This window comes from Maribacter sp. PR1, from assembly GCF_028464145.1.
GTDB lineage: Bacteria > Bacteroidota > Bacteroidia > Flavobacteriales > Flavobacteriaceae > Maribacter.
In genome coordinates this window covers 830,658-849,072 of sequence record NZ_JAQPCG010000001.1, presented here as the reverse complement: position 1 = coordinate 849,072, position 18,415 = coordinate 830,658, and the positions used below count along the sequence as shown (strand labels likewise).

General features: G+C 40.6%; 15 protein-coding genes. 3 read left to right on the top strand and 12 right to left on the bottom strand.

Annotated features, from left to right (window positions below):
• Window positions 1-308: 308 nt before the first annotated feature.
• The 3 genes from PP182_RS03695 to aspS form a co-directional block, all read right to left on the bottom strand.
• On the bottom strand, window positions 309-827 hold the full coding sequence (locus PP182_RS03695) for a RidA family protein (protein ID WP_272649972.1): 519 nt from the start codon (window positions 825-827) through the stop codon (window positions 309-311).
• Between the two features lie 139 nt (window positions 828-966).
• Window positions 967-2,754, bottom strand: coding sequence for a chloride channel protein (locus PP182_RS03690; RefSeq protein WP_272649971.1), 1,788 nt, complete (start codon window positions 2,752-2,754; stop codon window positions 967-969).
• 62 nt (window positions 2,755-2,816) lie between these two features.
• Window positions 2,817-4,565 carry an aspartate--tRNA ligase gene (aspS, locus tag PP182_RS03685; protein WP_272649970.1) on the bottom strand — a complete coding sequence of 583 codons (1,749 nt, stop codon included), beginning with the start codon at window positions 4,563-4,565 and terminating at the stop codon, window positions 2,817-2,819.
• 250 nt (window positions 4,566-4,815) lie between these two features.
• On the opposite strand from aspS, the gene PP182_RS03680 reads away from it, so the two are divergent.
• On the top strand, window positions 4,816-5,163 hold the full coding sequence (locus tag PP182_RS03680) for a toxin-antitoxin system YwqK family antitoxin (protein ID WP_272649969.1): 348 nt from the start codon (window positions 4,816-4,818) through the stop codon (window positions 5,161-5,163).
• Between the two features lie 115 nt (window positions 5,164-5,278).
• On the opposite strand, the gene PP182_RS03675 is transcribed toward PP182_RS03680, so the two are convergent.
• The 7 genes from PP182_RS03675 to PP182_RS03645 form a co-directional block, all read right to left on the bottom strand.
• On the bottom strand, window positions 5,279-8,743 hold the full coding sequence (locus tag PP182_RS03675) for an efflux RND transporter permease subunit (RefSeq protein ID WP_272649968.1): 3,465 nt from the start codon (window positions 8,741-8,743) through the stop codon (window positions 5,279-5,281).
• 6 nt (window positions 8,744-8,749) lie between these two features.
• Window positions 8,750-9,913 (bottom strand): efflux RND transporter periplasmic adaptor subunit, encoded by a 1,164-nt coding sequence (locus PP182_RS03670; protein WP_272649967.1) that lies wholly within the window; start codon window positions 9,911-9,913, stop codon window positions 8,750-8,752.
• A gap of 26 nt (window positions 9,914-9,939) precedes the next feature.
• Window positions 9,940-11,280 (bottom strand): TolC family protein, encoded by a 1,341-nt coding sequence (locus PP182_RS03665; RefSeq protein WP_272649966.1) that lies wholly within the window; start codon window positions 11,278-11,280, stop codon window positions 9,940-9,942.
• Window positions 11,281-11,886 (bottom strand): TetR/AcrR family transcriptional regulator, encoded by a 606-nt coding sequence (locus PP182_RS03660; RefSeq protein ID WP_272649965.1) that lies wholly within the window; start codon window positions 11,884-11,886, stop codon window positions 11,281-11,283.
• 82 nt (window positions 11,887-11,968) lie between these two features.
• Window positions 11,969-12,115: a hypothetical protein gene (locus PP182_RS03655; RefSeq protein WP_272649964.1), complete on the bottom strand. Its 147-nt coding sequence runs from the start codon at window positions 12,113-12,115 to the stop codon at window positions 11,969-11,971.
• Window positions 12,096-12,524, bottom strand: a complete 429-nt coding sequence (locus PP182_RS03650; protein ID WP_272649963.1) for a hypothetical protein — start codon at window positions 12,522-12,524, stop codon at window positions 12,096-12,098. The genes PP182_RS03655 and PP182_RS03650 overlap by 20 nt, the downstream gene beginning before the upstream one ends.
• A gap of 12 nt (window positions 12,525-12,536) precedes the next feature.
• Window positions 12,537-13,070: an RNA polymerase sigma factor gene (locus PP182_RS03645; protein ID WP_272649962.1), complete on the bottom strand. Its 534-nt coding sequence runs from the start codon at window positions 13,068-13,070 to the stop codon at window positions 12,537-12,539.
• A 140-nt stretch (window positions 13,071-13,210) separates the two neighbouring features.
• Between PP182_RS03645 and PP182_RS03640 the strand changes: the two genes are divergently transcribed.
• Window positions 13,211-14,185: a polyprenyl synthetase family protein gene (locus PP182_RS03640; protein ID WP_272649961.1), complete on the top strand. Its 975-nt coding sequence runs from the start codon at window positions 13,211-13,213 to the stop codon at window positions 14,183-14,185.
• Here the strand turns inward: PP182_RS03640 and PP182_RS03635 are convergent.
• Both PP182_RS03635 and PP182_RS03630 read right to left on the bottom strand, forming a co-directional pair.
• The gene (locus tag PP182_RS03635) at window positions 14,182-15,330 is read right to left on the bottom strand and encodes a lycopene cyclase family protein (RefSeq protein WP_272649960.1); all 1,149 of its coding nucleotides are present in this window, start codon (window positions 15,328-15,330) and stop codon (window positions 14,182-14,184) included. The two genes, PP182_RS03640 and PP182_RS03635, sit on opposite strands and share 4 nt — an antisense overlap.
• A 48-nt stretch (window positions 15,331-15,378) precedes the next feature.
• Window positions 15,379-17,643, bottom strand: a complete 2,265-nt coding sequence (locus PP182_RS03630) for a TonB-dependent receptor (protein ID WP_272649959.1) — start codon at window positions 17,641-17,643, stop codon at window positions 15,379-15,381.
• A 102-nt stretch (window positions 17,644-17,745) separates the two neighbouring features.
• On the opposite strand from PP182_RS03630, the gene PP182_RS03625 reads away from it, so the two are divergent.
• Window positions 17,746-18,408: a metal-dependent transcriptional regulator gene (locus PP182_RS03625; protein ID WP_272649958.1), complete on the top strand. Its 663-nt coding sequence runs from the start codon at window positions 17,746-17,748 to the stop codon at window positions 18,406-18,408.
• Window positions 18,409-18,415: the final 7 nt, after the last annotated feature.

Sequence of the window (18,415 nt, the reverse complement as noted above, 5' to 3'; positions counted from 1 at the left end):
AAGTGGCCTGCAACGGTTATTTGAACCCCGTCAAAACAAGCCGAAATTTGTCATTGACTTTTGATTGATAAAAGAAAAAGCCGCTTAGAGCGGCTTAAAAGGACATGTTTTTTTGAATATTAATGGCTTGTGCAACGGTTACTTATGTTATGGCACGTATCTACTTTATCATGTAGCTGTGAGCTGTTTGTTGTTGTGTGGTTTAGCTATTAACTTCCAACTATACATCAACTTGGGAATTCCGCAGGAATTTCTAAAGTCGGCAAGAACGAGCAATTACTTGTAGCCATTGTCAGGCGTTGCTACTTTTATTCGGATTTATGTACTTCCAGTTCGATTTCAACCATAAATTCAGGAAGTGCCAATTCCTTTACTCCGAGCCAAGAACCAGCCGGGAAATGGTTTTTGTAAATTTCAGCTCGATATCCTGATTTTTCCAGCATTTGAGCCATATTCGTTGTAAAAATGTTTTCTACAACCACATCATCAAATGTACAACCATAGTGTATCAATATTTTTTCCAAGTCTGAATAACAGTTTTTCATTTGTTGTTCTATATCGCCTATTGCGGTTGGGTTTCCTTCGTCGTCCATACTTACTGCTCCAGAGATTTTAATGCTATTTCCGATTTTCACAGCGTGCGAATATCCGTAAGCTTTTTCCACTTCTGGTCTTAAGAGAAAATATTCAGGTTTCTCGGATTCAACTGTAACTTCTTTTTCAACTTTTTTAGATTCTTCCTTTTGTTTTTGTTCACAACTTTGGAACCCAAAAGCCAACACAAAAAGTGCTACGATTAAAGTCAGTTGGTTGATTGTTCTATTCATAATTCTGATTGCATATTGCCTACTTTATTCGGGTTTCGGCTATCCCGATTTTTTGTAATGAGTTTCTTTTTTCAATATGATGCACAACAATTATATATGTGTACAATTACATATATTTCGTTTACATGTATAATATAATCTAATTCCCCGTAAAGTTGATCAATTCCCTGCGGTAGGCCGTCAATAATTTGGATTTGGAGACAAACCCCAGGTATTTGCCATCCTTTACCACGGGCAGGTTCCAGGCACCGCTATCTTGAAATTTTTGCATAATGGCCTGCATATTGTCCCGTCCATAAAAAATGAGCTCCGGTGGTTTTTGCATAAAAGTGATGGCCTTGGTACTTTGGTATAAGGCGGTATCGAACATGAATTCCCGAATATCGTCCAAAAGTATTATACCTACCAAGGCTTCTTGGTGATCCACCACGGGGAAAATGTTTCGGGTAGATTTTGCTACGGACTCATGTAACATCTCCCCCAAGGTCATATGCTGGTTCACCGTTTTAAAGTTCATTTCAATTAGGTCATCCAAACGCATTAGGGTCAGTACGGCCTTGTCCTTGTTATGGGTCAGCAAATCCCCACTTTCGGCAAGTTCTCGGGTATAAATGGTATAGTCTATCGTGTTTTTGGTAATGAGGTAGGAGATGGAAGCGGTTATCATCAACGGGACAAAAAGTCCGTATCCCCCCGTAATCTCGGCAATTAAGAAAATTGCAGTCAAGGGAGCATGCTGTACTCCGGCTATGAGCCCGGCCATACCAATCAAGGTAAAATTACTTTCGGATACCGAAAAACCTAATCCCAAATTATTAATGACCTTGGCTACCACGTTGCCCAAGGCACTGCCCATGACCATGGTGGGGATGAAAATTCCACCGGCACCCCCAGCGGCTAGGGTAGTCGTCATCGCTACAGCCTTGAATATGGTAATACCGAACAATAGGGCGATGACGACCCAAATATTGTCCAAGAATTGGTCAAAAGGAGTTTTGCCCAATGCCTGTATATGGTCTCCGATCAATAAATTATTTATAAAACTGAAACCTTCCCCATAGAGCGGGGGAATCATGTACAACATGATCCCTATGGCCAATCCGCCGACCAAAAGTCGGTATTTGGGACTTTTAAGCGGTTTAAAAAGTTTAAGGATACCAAAGTACATTTTGGTGAAGTAGATAGAAGCAACGGCCGTACCTACTCCCAAGACAATATAGAACAAGGTATCCTTGACCTCAAAGGCACGCGATATATTAAAAGTAAAGAGCACCTCGTTTCCCAGAAAGAAGTAGGAGGTAAGCACCCCTGAAATCGATGCCAATAGTAAGGGCAACATGGATAGCATGGTCAGGTCCATACTAAATACCTCTACAGCAAAGATAATGGCGGCAATAGGGGATTGAAATATGGAGGCAATGGCACCTGCCGAGGCACAGGCAATAAGCAATGACCTCGTTTTAGCATTAATATGGAACAATTTGCCCAGGTTGGAACTAATGGCTGCCCCAGATGCTACGGCCGGACCTAGAAGACCTACGGAACCCCCGAAACCCACGGTTAGTGGGGCTGCTATTAACTGGGTAAAAATTTGCTTTCGCGCTATAATTCCCCTCTTTTTAGATAAGGAAAACAAAATTGAAGACACTGCATGCTTTAAGCGCTCTTTATGGACGAATTTCACATAGAGGTAAACTAAGGTCAACCCGATAATCGGTAGGATAAAGTATAGTTGGTTTTGGGAAAAGATGATGCCTTTTTCCAAAGACGCCTCAATAAAATAGGTGATGTTCTTTAAGGTCACGGAGGCCAAACCTGCCAAAAGCCCAACAATTACGCTGAGTATGTAAATAAAAGTTTTCTGGGATATATTTTTATACCTCCAGATGAGCAAACGTTTAAGCAAGGATTTGTTTTGGGTTGGCATTCCTGAAAAACTTCATTTAAAGGTATATAAAAATCCCACCTAAAAGTGGGATTTTTTATTTCCTATAAATCCAATTTCAGATTTAGCTCTTTTAATTGTTCTTCATCGATGGGTGCAGGGGCATCGATCATGACATCCCTACCATTGTTGTTCTTAGGAAAGGCGATAAAGTCCCGAATGGTTTCTTGACCGCCCAAAATTGAAACCAAACGATCTAGCCCAAAGGCGATTCCGCCATGTGGCGGTGCGCCGTATTGAAAGGCATCCATCAAAAACCCAAACTGTGCCTTGGCTTCTTCAGGCGTAAATCCTAGATGTTTGAACATAATGGACTGGGTTTCCTTATCGTGAATTCGAATGGAACCTCCTCCAATTTCGTTTCCGTTTAATACCAAATCATAGGCATTGGCACGGACCGCTCCCGGATCTTTGTCCAACAGCTCCAATTGCCCTGGTTTAGGGGACGTAAACGGATGGTGCATGGCATGGTAATGCCCGGTCTCCTCGTCCAATTCCAACAAGGGAAAATCAACCACCCAAAGCGGTGCAAATTCATCCGATTTTCGTAGGCCTAACCGTTGTGCCATCTCCATTCGTAAGGCACTCAGTTGACCTCTTACCTTGTTTTTGTCCCCGGAAAGGACACAAATAAGGTCACCTCCCTGTGCGCCGGTAGCCTTGGCCCAATTGGCCAAGTCGTCTTGATCGTAAAATTTATCCACGGACGATTTGTAGCTACCATCTTCATTGCATCGGCAATACACCATTCCCAACGCACCTACCTGTGGTCTTTTTACCCAATCCGTAAGTTTGTCTATTTCCTTTCTCGTATATGAGTTACCACCAGGGATGGCAATACCCACGACCAATTCGGCGGAATTGAAAACATTGAAATCCTTATGTTGGGCAACTTCGTTAAGTTCGCCAAATTCCATTCCAAAACGTATGTCGGGCTTGTCATTACCATATTTTGCCATGGCCTCGTCAAAGGTGATTCTTGGGAATTCATCTATCTCAATTCCATTGATTTCCTTAAGCAAATATTTTGTGAGTCCTTCAAAGGTTTCTAGGATGTCTTCCTGCTCTACAAAGGCCATTTCACAGTCGATTTGTGTAAACTCAGGTTGCCTGTCCGCACGCAGGTCCTCGTCCCTGAAGCACTTTACAATTTGAAAGTATTTGTCCATTCCCCCCACCATCAAAAGCTGTTTAAAAGTCTGTGGGGATTGGGGTAGGGCATAGAACTGTCCTTCGTTCATTCTACTGGGAACAACAAAGTCCCGAGCGCCTTCCGGGGTCGACTTAATTAAATAGGGAGTTTCAACCTCTATAAATCCCTCTTGAGACAAATAGTTTCGGACTTCCATGGTCACCTTACTTCTAAAAATAAGGTTGTTTTTTACGGGATTACGACGAATGTCCAGATATCGATATTTCATCCTAAGGTCTTCACCACCATCGGTATCGTTCTCAATGGTAAAAGGAGGAGTTTTGGAAACATTAAGAATAGAAAGTTCTTTAACCAACACCTCTATGGCGCCTGTTGGTATCTTATCATTTTTAGAAGCTCTTTCAATGACAGAACCCTTAACCTGAATAACAAACTCACGTCCCAGATTTCTGGCTTTTTCCAAAAGTTCCACAGAAGTACGGTCTTCATCGAATACCAACTGCGTTATACCGTAGCGATCACGTATATCTACCCAAACAACAAATCCTTTATCCCTGGTTTTATGGACCCAGCCAGATAAAACAACATCAGTATTTATATGCGATTCCCTTAATTCTCCACAGGTATGACTTCTGTACATATCGATTCAATTAATAAATGCGCAAATTTAAGAAGTCTTGGCGATTAAAGATTCATTTAGACAGAATGCTTTTTTTCAAAATCAGAAAACGTTAAAATTAAATATGTAAGGTGTTACCAATCAAATATTTATAATTTCAATGTAAATTTAACGTTAAGTAAACGTTACCTAAATATTGATTTATGGTAGAATAATTCTATATTTGTAACGTTAATGTTATGTCGAAAGTAATTTTTAAAAAATATATTCTATGAAACGTATACTAATAATGGCAGTTTTGGCACTTTCCTTTAGTGCAAATGCCCAAGAAGTAGAACCCAAGTTTGAAAAAGTGGGTGAAAAGGTTAAGGCAACCTATTTCCATGCCAATGGTGAAGTTTCCCAACAAGGTTTTTTCTTGAACGAAAAATTGGAAGGAAAATGGACTATGTTCGATGAAAATGGAGAAAAAATTGCCATGGGCAATTATGATCAAGGCGTAAAGACCGGTAAATGGTTGTTCTGGGAGAGTGATTCTGTAAAAGAGGTCAATTTTGACAATAATAGAATTGCGAGTGTGGAAAAACTGGATAGTAAAAAATCCGTCGTAATTAACTAGTGACCCGAATACTATTATTAAAAAAGCCCGATACTTTGGTATCGGACTTTTTTGTTTATGTAATCTTAAACTTCTAAATGCTTAGCATATTCTTTTAGAAAACCGAATATAGTTTTTAGCTATTTCCTGCTCCCCTCACTTTAATCCTGATACGGTATACAATATTGAACAACACAGGTACAATGATCAAGGTTAAGAAGGTCGCCACGATAAGACCAAATATTACGGTCCACGCCAAGGGTCCCCAGAACACCACGTTGTCCCCCCCAATATAGACGTGAGGGTTAAACTCCGAGAATAGGGCAAAGAAATCAATATTCAATCCAATAGCAAGGGGAATCAAGCCAAGTACCGTGGTAATGGCCGTAAGGATTACGGGACGAAGCCTTGCCTTTCCGCCCTTAACTATAGCTTCCGATGCATCGGACAACGTTAATAGATCTTTGTCGTCCATTCCTAGGTTTACCTTTCTACGGTCTACCAATATTTGCGTATAATCCAGCAATACGACCCCATTGTTTACCACAATTCCTGCCAAGGAAATAATTCCCATCATGGTCATCATGATCACAAAGGACCAACCGGTAAGCATAAGCCCTCCAAAGACCCCAATAAAACTTAGGAATATGGCAATCATAATAATTAAGGGTTTGGAGATTCCTCCAAATTGGAAAATAAGAATCAGCATAATCAAGCCAAGTCCGGAGAAAAATGCTCCGATCAAAAACATCTGTTGCTTGTTCTGTTCTTCGATCTCACCGGTATAATCCACTTTGACATTGTCCGGCATTCCTTCAAACTGTTTCATTTCCTCCTGAATCTGGGCAACAATGGCCGCGGCGTTTCCTCCAGCCTTTAAACCGGAATACACAGTTACCACACGATTACCGTCCCTATGTTTTATAGCACTAAAACCAGAAGTATTGGTCTCTGTGGCAACAGCGGAAATTGGGATTTCCTTGATCTGCCCCGTGGCGGGATCCCTAAAAATAATGTTCTGGTTAAAGAGGGCACTCTTGTTATACCTTAAATCCTCGTTAAAACGTATGTTGATGTCAAAATCATCCCCGTCTTCCTTGTACACCCCTGCTTTTTCACCAAACAACGAGCGGCGAAGTTGGTTGCCTACCTGGCCTACGGCGACTCCGAGTTCACCGGCTTTTTTCCTGTCTACATTGACCCGCATGGCCGGTTTACTTTTGTTTACATCGATTTTTAGCTCCTCTATACCTTCAATGTTCTTGGTGTTCAGAAAATTACGGATGTCTTCGGCCGTATTGATCAACTGGTCATAATCCCTGCCTTCCAACTCTATATTAATGGGGGGGCCAGCCGGGGGGCCATTCGCTTCTTTTTCAACAGAGATAGCGACACCCGGGTAAATGCCACTAACGGCTTCTTGTACCTTGGCCCTTATATTCTCGGTATTTATGCCATTACGATACTTAAATTCGGCAAAGTTTACGGTTAATTTTCCCTTATGGGGCATTTCTGCGGAAGACCCGCCATCCGTTAAAGGGTTCCCGGCCCCTTCCCCTACTACCGAAACGGCAGAGGTAACGATAAAGTTCTCCCCGTTTTTCTTGTAGGCAGGATCATCCAAGAGCGCATACACTTGGTTTTCCACATCCTGGGTAATCTCGTTGGTCTTTTCGATCGCGGTGCCTTCGGGATATTCTATATAAACATAGATTTCATTGGGATTGTTGTCCGGAAAGAATTCTACTTTGGTTCTTCCGGTGCCCAGGGATATGCCGAAGAGCACGAAGACACCGATCAATAAAAGAAAGGTTAGTCCAAAATACCAGTATACGTTCTTTCCCCTTAGGGCATGTTTTAAACGTGTTTCGTACCAATCCTCAAACCGGGACATGGTCTTTTTCTGAAAATTTTGTGCGGCGCCCTTGATGACGTATTTGTACACCCAGAACATAATTCCGGTAAGTATAAGTACGGATCCCAAACCGCGCAAGGCACCACCAAAAACAAGAATTAAAATACCTAAGCCACCTAAAATAATACTCATTCTTATAAGCTGTTTTAGGGTAAGCTCCTTTTCACTGGTACTCATAAACTTAGAAACGAGCATGGAATTCATGAAAATGGCGACTATCAAAGAGGAACCGAGTACGACCGATAGCGTTATCGGGAAGAATTTCATAAATTGCCCAAAGATGCCCGGCCACAATCCAAGCGGAACAAAGGCGGCTACCGTAGTTGCCGTTGATATAATGATGGGAAAGGCAATTTCCCCTATTCCTTTTTTTGCAGCCTCGATTTTTGACATGCCCTCGTCCATTAAACGATAAACATTCTCAACCACTACAATACCGTTGTCCACCAGCATTCCAAGACCCATGATCATCCCAAAAAGAATCATGGTGTTCAAGGTGTACCCTAACCAGGATAGGATCATAAAGGACATAAACATGGACATGGGAATAGCAAACCCCACGAACAAAGCATTTCTAAATCCTAAAAAGAACATAAGGACCGTTACCACTAGGATTATCCCGAAAATGATATTGTTTACCAAGTCATCCACTTGGTTCAAGGTACGGGTAGAGGAATCGTTGGCAATGGAAATGTGAAGGTCCGTAGGAAAATAATTGGCCTGTTCTTGCTTAACGATCTCCTTGATTTTATCGGCGGCTGAAATGGCATTTCTACCGGCACGTTTTTTAACATCCAACATGACCACGTTACTACCAAATTCCCTGGCATAAGTGGTTTTGTCCTTCTCTTTAAAGGTAACCTCGGCGATATCCTTTAAGTAAACCGCGCCATTTTCCGATTTTACCACAAAATTTTCCAAATCGCCGGGTTCCTCTATTTCGCCCAATACGCGGATGGTACGCCGCTGTCCATTGGTTTTTAGGTTTCCTGCAGATATGGTCATGTTGCCGTTACCAATGGCATTCAGTACATCTTGAAAACTTATTTTGGAAGCCATCATCCTATAAATATCCACGGCTACTTCAACCTCTTTCTCCTGTGCCCCTCGAATATCGGCCTGTTTAATTTCAGGTAGGTCCTCAATTTCGTCCTGTAGGTATTCCGCAAAATCCTTAAGCTTTTCCACAGGATAATCTCCCGTAAAATTGATGTTCATGATGGGTACTTCCTCAGAAAAATTAAGGTCGAACACATTGGGGTCTACCTTGGCACCGTTGAAGGTTGGCCAGTCCTCACTGGCTTTTTCGGAATCGACTTCGTCCTTAACGTTCTGCTTGGCCTGTTCCACGGTTATCTCCTCATCGAACTCGACCGTAATTATGGCATAGTCCTCTTGGGAGGTAGAAACGATCTCTACTACATTGCTCAGGTTTTTAAGGCGGTCCTCCAAGGGATCCGTAATCAATCTTTCTATATCTTCGGCCGTATTGCCGGGATAGGGTGTGCTTATGTACACCTTGGTTTCTACAATTTCGGGAAAATCTTCCCTGGGCATTGCCATATAGGCAGAAAATCCTAGCCATAGAAATATGGCGATGAGGACATAAATGACCGAAGGATTATCAATGGCCCAAGAAGATAACTTAAACTCCTTATCGGCGTTTTTCTTTATTTTATCGCTCATCCGATCTTACTTTTGAATTTTAACTTTTTGGCCGTCCTTTACACTTCTTGCGCCTTCCTTAACAACATGGTTTCCATTCTCCAGACCAGAAAGTACTTCAACGTACGGACCTTGGGTTTTTCCAACGGTTATAAAAGTTTTTTTGACCACCGCTTCGTTATCGGCGTTGGGTTCTTCGGCCACATAAACATATTGGTCCCCTTCCGCATTTTCTGAAATTATACTTGATGGTAACAGAATGGCGTCCTCACTGGTATAATCGTTTAGGTTTACCTTGGCCGTAAGGTTGGGCTTAATTTTACCATGCTTGTTAGGGACCGGTATTTCTACACTAAAGGATCGGTTTGCCGGGTTTATGAAGTTTCCGGTCTCCCTGATTTTTGTTTGGATGCTATCTCCTAAAATCGGAAAATAAACCAAGGCTTCTTTTCCTTTGGTAATTTGACCTAGATAGGTCTCTGGAACATCTACCTCTATATACATATCGGAAAGGTTCACTATCCTAAATATTTCCGAACCCGGACCCGGGGAGACTACGGTCCCTTGATCTTTGATGACATCGTCTATAATGCCCGAAAAAGGGGCACGAACGGACGATTTTCCCAATTGGCTCTCGGCTTGTTTTACGGCATCGCGACGTGCCTCGTACTCGGCCTTTGCGGATAGATATTCTATTTCCGAACCTATTTGTTGTTCCCAAAGCCTTTTTCTTCTTTCAAAAGTAGTTTCGGCAAGCTCTGCTTGGGTCTTTAATTGGGACAGTTGGCTACCCATACCGCCATCGTCTATAGTGGCCAATAGTTGCCCTTTGTTGACGCGCTGCCCTTCTTTTACATAAACGCGCTGTAAGGTCCCGGACATTTCCGGGTAAACGAGAACGTTCTGTTTGGTACTAACATCACCTTGAAGTTCCAAATAATGGCTAAAAAGCTCAGGTGCTACGGTAATTGTATTTACCAAGGGAAATTTTTCGTCCGTTCCATAAAGCGATATAACGGAATCTATTTGGGCCAGCTGACTTTCAAGTGCTTTTTGTTGACTTACTATTTCGTTCTTTTTAACCCTTAATGCCTCTACGTCACCTTTTTCTATTAACCCCGATACGGATTTATTATCACCTCCGCAGGATAATATTCCAAGAGGAAGGGCTAGGAAAAGTAATTTTTTCATAATAATATATTTAATTGATCGATTGCTTAGGATTGTTCGTTAAGTATAATTTCCAGTGCTGTTTTCTTGTTGATGACATCTACCATATTCTGCAGATATTCTTGTTGGGCGGTGTACAATTGTGTCTGTGCCTGGCGTAGTTCAAAACTGCTGGCCAGCCCTTCCGTATATTTTATTTGGTTTTTTTGCTCTATGCGTTCTGCAAGTTTCAGATTTTCTTTTGCGGTCTGGTACTGCTCAATGGCCAATACATAGTTGCTTTTGGCATTTTCCAATTGTAACCGGATCTGCTGTTCGGCCTCGGTCAATTGTGTTTTTGCCTTTTCCAGGGCTATTTTGGCGCGTTGCGTACTGGCGTTCCTTTTTAGGGAACTAAAGATGGGAATATTTAAATCGAAGCCAAGGACCGAAGAATCGAACCATTGTTGATCGCCATCCAAAAAGGTAAAGGAGTCCGAAAAGGAGCTCGTACCATAGTTGACAAAGGCGTTCAAAGTGGGCAGGGCCCTGCTTCTGGCCAATTTCCACTCAAAAAAGCGCTGTTCGTTGAGGTTTAGCGCCATTTTATAGTCAACATTGTTCTCTATATCAAGTTCGTTATCCATAATCCCGAATTCAATTTTTTTCTGGGTCAGGTTCTCCAAATTTTCTTCCAATCGGGTAGGGGTGTCCAAATCCAGTCCCATGACCACATTTAGCATTTGTAAGGTTATTTTCTCTAACCGAATGGCGTTCTTTAATTGATTTTCAATGGAGGAAAGGGTTATCTTAAGCTGATCCACACTTTCTTGATCGCCCAGTCCATTTTCATAGAGCTTGGTGGTTTCGTAGAGGTTTTTGTCCAAGGTTTCTTTATTCTTTTTTAGGATAGCAACGCTCTCTTGTGCCAATAGAACATTTCCGTAGGACTCCACCACCGATTTCCTTACATCCATAGCTGTTTTTTCCTTGTTGTTGGCACTGTATTTTAAAAAGGCCTTGGTCGCCTGAACCCCGACGATGTAGGAACCGTCAAATATTTTCTGGGTAAGGGTTGCCGTTGCCGTTGCCGTTTGGGGTTGGCCAAAAACTACTTCTGCAAACGTTCCTGGTTCCCCACCGAATATTTCTGCCGGAATTACGGATACCGGTTGCTTTAATTGGTTTTGATAGCTAACGGCCCCGGAAATTTGAGGAAGGCCGTCTGCTATGGTTTCCCATTTTTGTTTTTGGGCATCTATAAGGTCCCTATCCGCATTTATGGCACTGTAATTGTTTTCCAGGGCAAAGGCTACGGCCTCCTCTAAGGTAAAACTGTAAGTTTGTTCCTGTGCATGGCCAGTTGTAAGTGCCATGAACAATAGTAAAGTGATTAGTGGATTACGCATTTATTGATGGTTTGAATTGATGATTTCGTTTAATTTTTTTCGGCCTTCAGGGGAAACAATGCCCCTTAAATGATACTCCAGATAGGATTCCATTAAAAAAATGGTAGGAAAACGGTCTATAGGAAATAGAGTCTGGTCTTTGATACTATCCATACCGGCAAAGTATATTCTAGAGATAAAATCAACATGCAGGTTGGGTCTATAAAGCCCTAGCTCCATTCCTCTTTCAATATTTGAGGTCACACAATGTTGCATCATCTCATATTGAAGTTCTTTTAGCTTGCCAAAAATCTTAGGATAGTACTTCATCAATTGAAATTGCGGGGAGGCCTTTTCGTCCTTTAGGTGACTTAACACATATTTTTTTATCTCAAAAAGCTCTTCGATTGGATTCTTTTCCTGTGCCGTGATTTCATTGATTCCGTCGCTCATGTTACAGAATTTGCCCATTACACAATCTTCTACCAAGGACGTTTTGTTATTGTATTCGGAATAAATCGTCTTTTTTGAAATTCCCAAGGTATTTGCAATGTCATCCATGGTAATGCTTTTAAACCCGTAGTTTAAGAACATATCCGTTGCTTTTTCTCTTATCTTATCTTTCATATTGGACGTCAAAGATAGTTATGGAAACTTTAAAAACAATAAAAGTTTCCAAAGTTTTACAATTTGTTAACACCTCAAGGCTTTAATTGTTTCCATTTTCTAGTATAGGTTGTTCCGGAAATATGGATTTGCGATTCTCGTCACCTAGATTGGAACTGTTCAAGCTCCAAAAGAAGGCTTTATTTAAAAGGTTATATTTCTTTTTGGATTTATGCTCCTCCTTCTTCATGATTGTTATTTTTAATTCTTTCAACATAGTTTTTATAGGCCTGTTCTCCTTCTTCCTTCCAAAATTCATCATAATGGTCCCAATCCGAAAAGTCCCTGCGCATGCTTTTACATCGATTTGTAAAAAACTCCTTCTTTTTGGATTTTTTCTTATTGTCATGACTTCCGCCTCCGCCAAATCCAAAGATTATTTTGGCGAGGATTAAAACACCCACGGCTTCCCAATAAGTAACCTGTGGCAGCCCGAACAAATGGGGCATTAACCAATTCCATAAGCGCATGACTATATAGCCAACCAAAAATGCGATAGCTATGCCTAGAAGGATAAAGAAGAATATTTTCACCCCTTTTTTTACTGACTTTTTTACGGTGTCTTCAACGTGTCTCTCAATGTTTTGGTTCGTTTCCATAATTCTTTGTTTTTATTTTTTTACCAATTCCAATTTTTTTAATAATAGGGACATGGCCCTGTGCCTCCTTGACATTAATGTTCCCGGGGGTATTCCTGTTTGCTTGGAGATTTCTCGGTAGGTATACCCTTCAAAATCTACGGCGATTACGATGTCTCTATAAACAGGTTTAAGTTCTGCAATAGCTTCTTTTAGCCTTTCCTTGAGTTGGTCCGGATATTCTTCCGTAAAATCTTCATAGAACATGCTTGCAAATTCCGTCCAAAGCAGCTCTAGGGTTTTTTCGTTATCTATCCTTTCCTTTTTGGTACGCATTACATCGATAATCCTATTTCTTATGGCGTTGTATACAAATCCTCCAATATTTTGGATAGGTAATGCGTCCAAAGGCCTAGAGAATATCCGCAGGGCAACATCCTGAATAATATCTTCTGCATCACTTTCTGCTGTATGCGTTATTTTTGAGCGCACATAGCCTTTGAGTGAACTATATTCCTCTTCAAAGAAATCGGTTAGGTTGTTATTCTGTTGTTTTCTAGAAACCACTGGTGGTTTTTCTTTAGGTCTTCAATAGTAGAGACGATGATTTTAAAAACTATTGCATTTTTTTGAATCTTTTTTCTATAACATCTGACGTATGTATCTGCTTTTTGTAACAATGGATGTATTTTTGAAAAAAAAGGTGCATGCATTCCATTGATTATTACAGGGCCGAATTCATTGATTATTTGGATTCCAAGTTTGTTGTTCAGGAGCCTACCAATCTTTATGAACCCATCAACTATATTTTAAAACTGGGAGGCAAGCGTCTTAGACCTGTATTGGCATTGTTAACGGCAGAAATTTTTAATGGTAACTTTAAAGAGGCCCTAAATGCAGCCTTGGCCATTGAAGTTTTCCATAATTTCTCTTTGGTCCATGATGATATCATGGATGCTGCCCCTGTAAGAAGGGGTATGACTACGGTTCATGAAAAGTGGGATACCAATACGGGAATTCTTTCAGGAGACGCGATGCTTATTTGTGCCTATCAGCTTTTCGAAAATTATGAGCCCAAAACTTTTAGGGCTTTGGCGGAATTGTTCAGTAAAACTGCACTACAGGTTTGTGAAGGACAACAGTACGATGTAGATTTTGAGACACGAGACGATGTTTCATTACCGGAGTATTTGAAAATGATCGAGTACAAAACCGCTGTTTTGGTTGCCGCGGCCATGAAAATGGGTGGCATAGTGGCCAACACCAGCAAACAGAATCAAGAATTTATATATAGCTTCGGGTTAAATCTTGGAATTGCCTTTCAATTACAGGACGATTTTCTAGATGTTTTTGGGAATCCAAAAACTTTTGGTAAGCAAGTAGGGGGAGATATTATAGAAAATAAAAAAACCTATCTCTTTATAAAAGCGATTGAGTCCGGTTCTACAACATTCAAAAAGGAACTTTTAGATTTATATTCCATACAACCCAAGGAACCTGAGGACAAGATTGAAGCCGTAAAGTCGATATTTAAAGAAAGTGGAGCCGCAAAATCCACACAAGAAGCCATAGCATCCTACACCGAAAAGGCTTTTAAAATTCTTGATTCCCTAGATATCACGAATAATAAAAAAATAATACTTAGAGAATTTGGGGAGAACCTAATGCGAAGGACGGTTTAAAGTAGCCTTCTGAAAAAGGCTCTTAAGAATGGCATTTTGGGGCAACCCAATATATAATATATTTCTTCCCAAAGATTGGTTTCCTCATCCAGAAACTTAAAAATCAATTGAGGTCGTCTACTTTGGAATAGACTCGTAAAAATTTGATGCCCAATTGCATTGTTGGAGTGGAGCACATCCAAGAACAAGAGATCGTAAAACCAAAAGCGTTTTTTTGATTTTATAGGCTTGAAATCTTTCTCTGATTTAAGATTGTTTACTAGCTGAGGAATTTTTTTGGAAGTACTCATAAAAGTATATCCCGTGCTCGGTTTGGCCCAGCCTCCCCCCGTTCCTATATGCAAAACTCTCTCCGTATTGTTCTCTGAGAAATCGAAGCACGTCATGGGTATATTACCTTGCTCTTTTTCTAAAATTTCAAACCCCTCACAATTCAGCTGTTCCTTAATATAATCTTGAATTGCCGCTTCGTATTCCTTTTTGGGCAATACATTTTCTGAGAACAGCGTGTACTCTACCAAGGCCACATTTTCTTCTAAAGGGAGTACATACATAAACCTGGTATTTTCTCTTTGAGGGACGGAGAAATCCATATATGTCGCTTGGTCCACATCAAAAATTGGGGTTTTGGTTTTAATGACCCAGCCTACAAAGTGTTGTTGTAGTACGGGGTATTTGCCTGAAGAATTCGTTAAACCGTATTCAAAACGACTATCAAACACTTTTTGACAAGTATAGGTGTTTGTTGGTGTCGATACAAGTACCCTTTCCGGGTTTTCCTTGATATCTTTTACTCCTTCCTGTAGAAATGTAATGTTGGCATAATCCTTTATCCTTTTCAAATAATTGGAATAAAAATCGATGCCTCTGACCATTTTATAGGAATAGGGCCCGATATCATAATTCTTAGAGAAATTTTGACTCTTAAAAGTAATATGATTCCATTTTTTAAAGAGGATATCATCAAATGTACCTTTTCCTTTTTCCCAAAAGCACCAAGTTCTATCGTTAGAATTTTTGCTGTTCTTATCCAAAAGCAAAATGGACATATCTGAAAAATACGTATCCTTTCCCATGGCGTCGGCTAGCATAAGACCTGCTGCTCCCGCCCCAATAATAATGTAATCGTAGTCCAAATTGGCCATATCCAAAAATAGGGATTTAAGATGGGATCTTATCGGAAAGAAAACGTATTAATTAAGTCTATATCGCATCCCGAAAAAACCACGGATACCTTGGTTGGGCCCATAGACATAAGAGGGGTCGAACGTTAGCGCATTTGGATTATTCGGTGTGGCAACTGGGTTTCCATTGTTATCAAACGTAACCTCCCGGTCAAAAGGGTCGTTAGCCCTGGCTATAATAAAGGGGTTTCCTCGGTTTGGAGTCCAATTCAACAAATTCTTTATACCTCCGTAGAATTCAAAATTATCCCATCCCTTATAGGTAAACTGGATGTTCTGGACACTCCAAAGCGGTGAATAGTCACTTCTAGGGTCACTTTCCCCCAAAGTTGGTAAACGCATAGGACCGTATAAATTCCCTGTGTAATCTATGGTAATGTCAAGACTATTGAACGTATACCCTAGATTCCAGGTTCCGGTATAGCTTTCCGTAAGAATTTGCCTTGTTGTGACGCCATTTTCGGTCTGACTTACGTCCTGCAATGTAGCTCCCAATAAAAATTTAAATCCGTTAGGAAAGACGACATCAATATTTGCGCTTACCCCTTTGGAAACTGACCTGCCATCTAAATTGTCATAAATAATCTGATTTGGATTCGTGTCATAATCCGGTAAAATGGCATTGCTGAAGTTGGTATAAAAAAGCGATGCATCGATACTTGCAAATGTCCCGTTAGACCCATATATCTTTTTAAGATAGTTGAGGTTGATGTTGAACGAGCGCTCTGGCTCTAATTCTTCGGTAACGATTACATCTCTAGCTCCAGTTAACGCGGCGTGTTCTTCGGTAAAAAGGTTAACCACCCTAAAACCGGTTCCCGCGTTCAAACGAAGAATGTCATTTTCGGATACCTTAAATCGATAGGCCGTCCTAGGCGTAAAAATAGCGCCGTGCCTTTTGTCATAATCATAGCGAAGACCTAACAGCAAGGAGTGTCTTTTGGCCAGGCTGATTTCATCTTGGAGGAATACACTGGGAATTAGAACCTCGTCGGCAACAACGGTGGCCGTCGTATTGTCATTGTAAAAATTATATCGGAGTGATGTGCCCAACAAAAGGTCGTGCTTGCCCAATTTTTTATCCCAAGTCAATTGTGAAAACCCAATCCGCTGGTCTGCGATGTAGGGTATATCCCCATAAACCGAATTTTGGCTATGATCGTTGTAGGAAAAGGAGAATAACAATTTTTCTTTGAAGGGTAATTGATAGTTTCCCAGTATTTCCCATCGGCTGGTATAAATACTTTCGCCATAGATTTCGTCTCCGCCTCGGTACTCTGGTGTCCACTGCAATTCTCCACCCCATCGGTCTTCGTAGAAATATCTCGCGGCCAATGAAAATATTCGGTTGTCCCGTCGTTCAAAACTCCATTTTTGAAAAATGGATATACGATTTTGAAGGGTTAAATCCGTAAAATTATCTCCATTGTTATCCACCAATTGGTCAAAATTGAAATAGTTGACGCCCAAAAGGACATTCGTTTTTTTACCAACATCAATTTTAGCACCTATATCCAAATTGTACTCTCCCCATCCCGTTAAAAAGGTATCGGCGGCAAAGTCGGGCGCCTCTAAATTGTTTTTGGTGATAATATTGATTAAGCCTCCCACGGCTTCACTACCATAAAGACTGGAAGCCGGTCCCTTAACGATTTCTATCTGTTCAATTAGGGAATTAGGAATACCAGATAGACCGTATACGGTCCCTAATCCACTAACAATGGGCATACCGTCTATCAATACCAAGGTATATGGCCCTTCCAAACCGTTGATATGAATATCCCCAGTATTGCATACGTTACAATTTATTTGCGGTCTGACCCCGTTTACGTTTTGCAAGGCTTCGAATATACTTGCCGTTGGATTCTTTTTTAAAAATGTTGGACTGTAAACTTCTACGGGAACTGGGCTTTCAGAACGGCTCACTGCTTTTAAGGTCCCCGTCACCACCATTTCATCCAGATTTTCAGCTGTTGGCTCTAAGCTAATGTCAAGAAGCAGGTTTTGATTTTTGGTCAGGGTTATTTTCTTCGTAAATGGTCTAAAACCTAAAACAGAGGTGACCAAAGTATATGTTCCTGGTGTAATACCTTCTAATACGAATTTTCCAGTCTCGTTTGAAGAAGTTCCTATTTCCGTGTTCTTTAGAAAAATGTTCGCAAAGGGTAATGTCTCATTTTCAGAGGTAATCATACCAGAAACACTGGCATCTTGGGTAAAGACCAGAAAACAATTGAAAATGAATACATAGAATAAAAACAACCTCAAAAGCATGCCCTAAAATATAATTTTAGTTTTACTAAATATAAATTTAGACAAATCTAAATATTTGTTTTTAGATATAAAAATGTAATTTAGTCTTTTATAAAATTCGAAATGACACTCTCAGAGGAAGATTATATAAAGGCGATATATCATTTGGGTAGTGGAAAGGAACAGCCCATATCCACAAACGCCATTGCAGTTCAAATGGAGACCAAACCGTCTTCGGTCACTGATATGCTTAAAAAATTGTCCGGGAAAAACATGGTGAAATACAAAAAGTATAAAGGTGTTTCGCTTACCGAACATGGGGAATTGACCGCACTTTCCATAATTAGGAAACACAGACTATGGGAGGTTTTTTTAGTGGATAAGTTAGGATTTGCCTGGGATGAGGTACATGAGGTTGCGGAACAGTTGGAGCATATAAAGAGCGATAAGCTTATAGATAAATTGGATACCTATTTGGGTAACCCGCGGGTTGATCCCCATGGCGACCCCATACCATCCAAAGAAGGGGAGTTTAAAAAATCAGTGAAAAAACTGATCAGCGAACTGCCTTTAGGATCTGAAGGTGTTTGTGTGGGTGTAAATGATTCTTCTGCTGCATTTTTAAAGTTTTTGGATAAAAATGGAATTTCACTTGGAGATACACTGAAAATTTTGGAAAAAGAGGATTTCGATGGTTCCGTTAGTATTGAGGTGAATAATAAAGAAATGAGAATATCCGATCAAATAGCTTCCAACCTATTTTTGGAAGTTTTGGAGAAAAATTAATTGCATT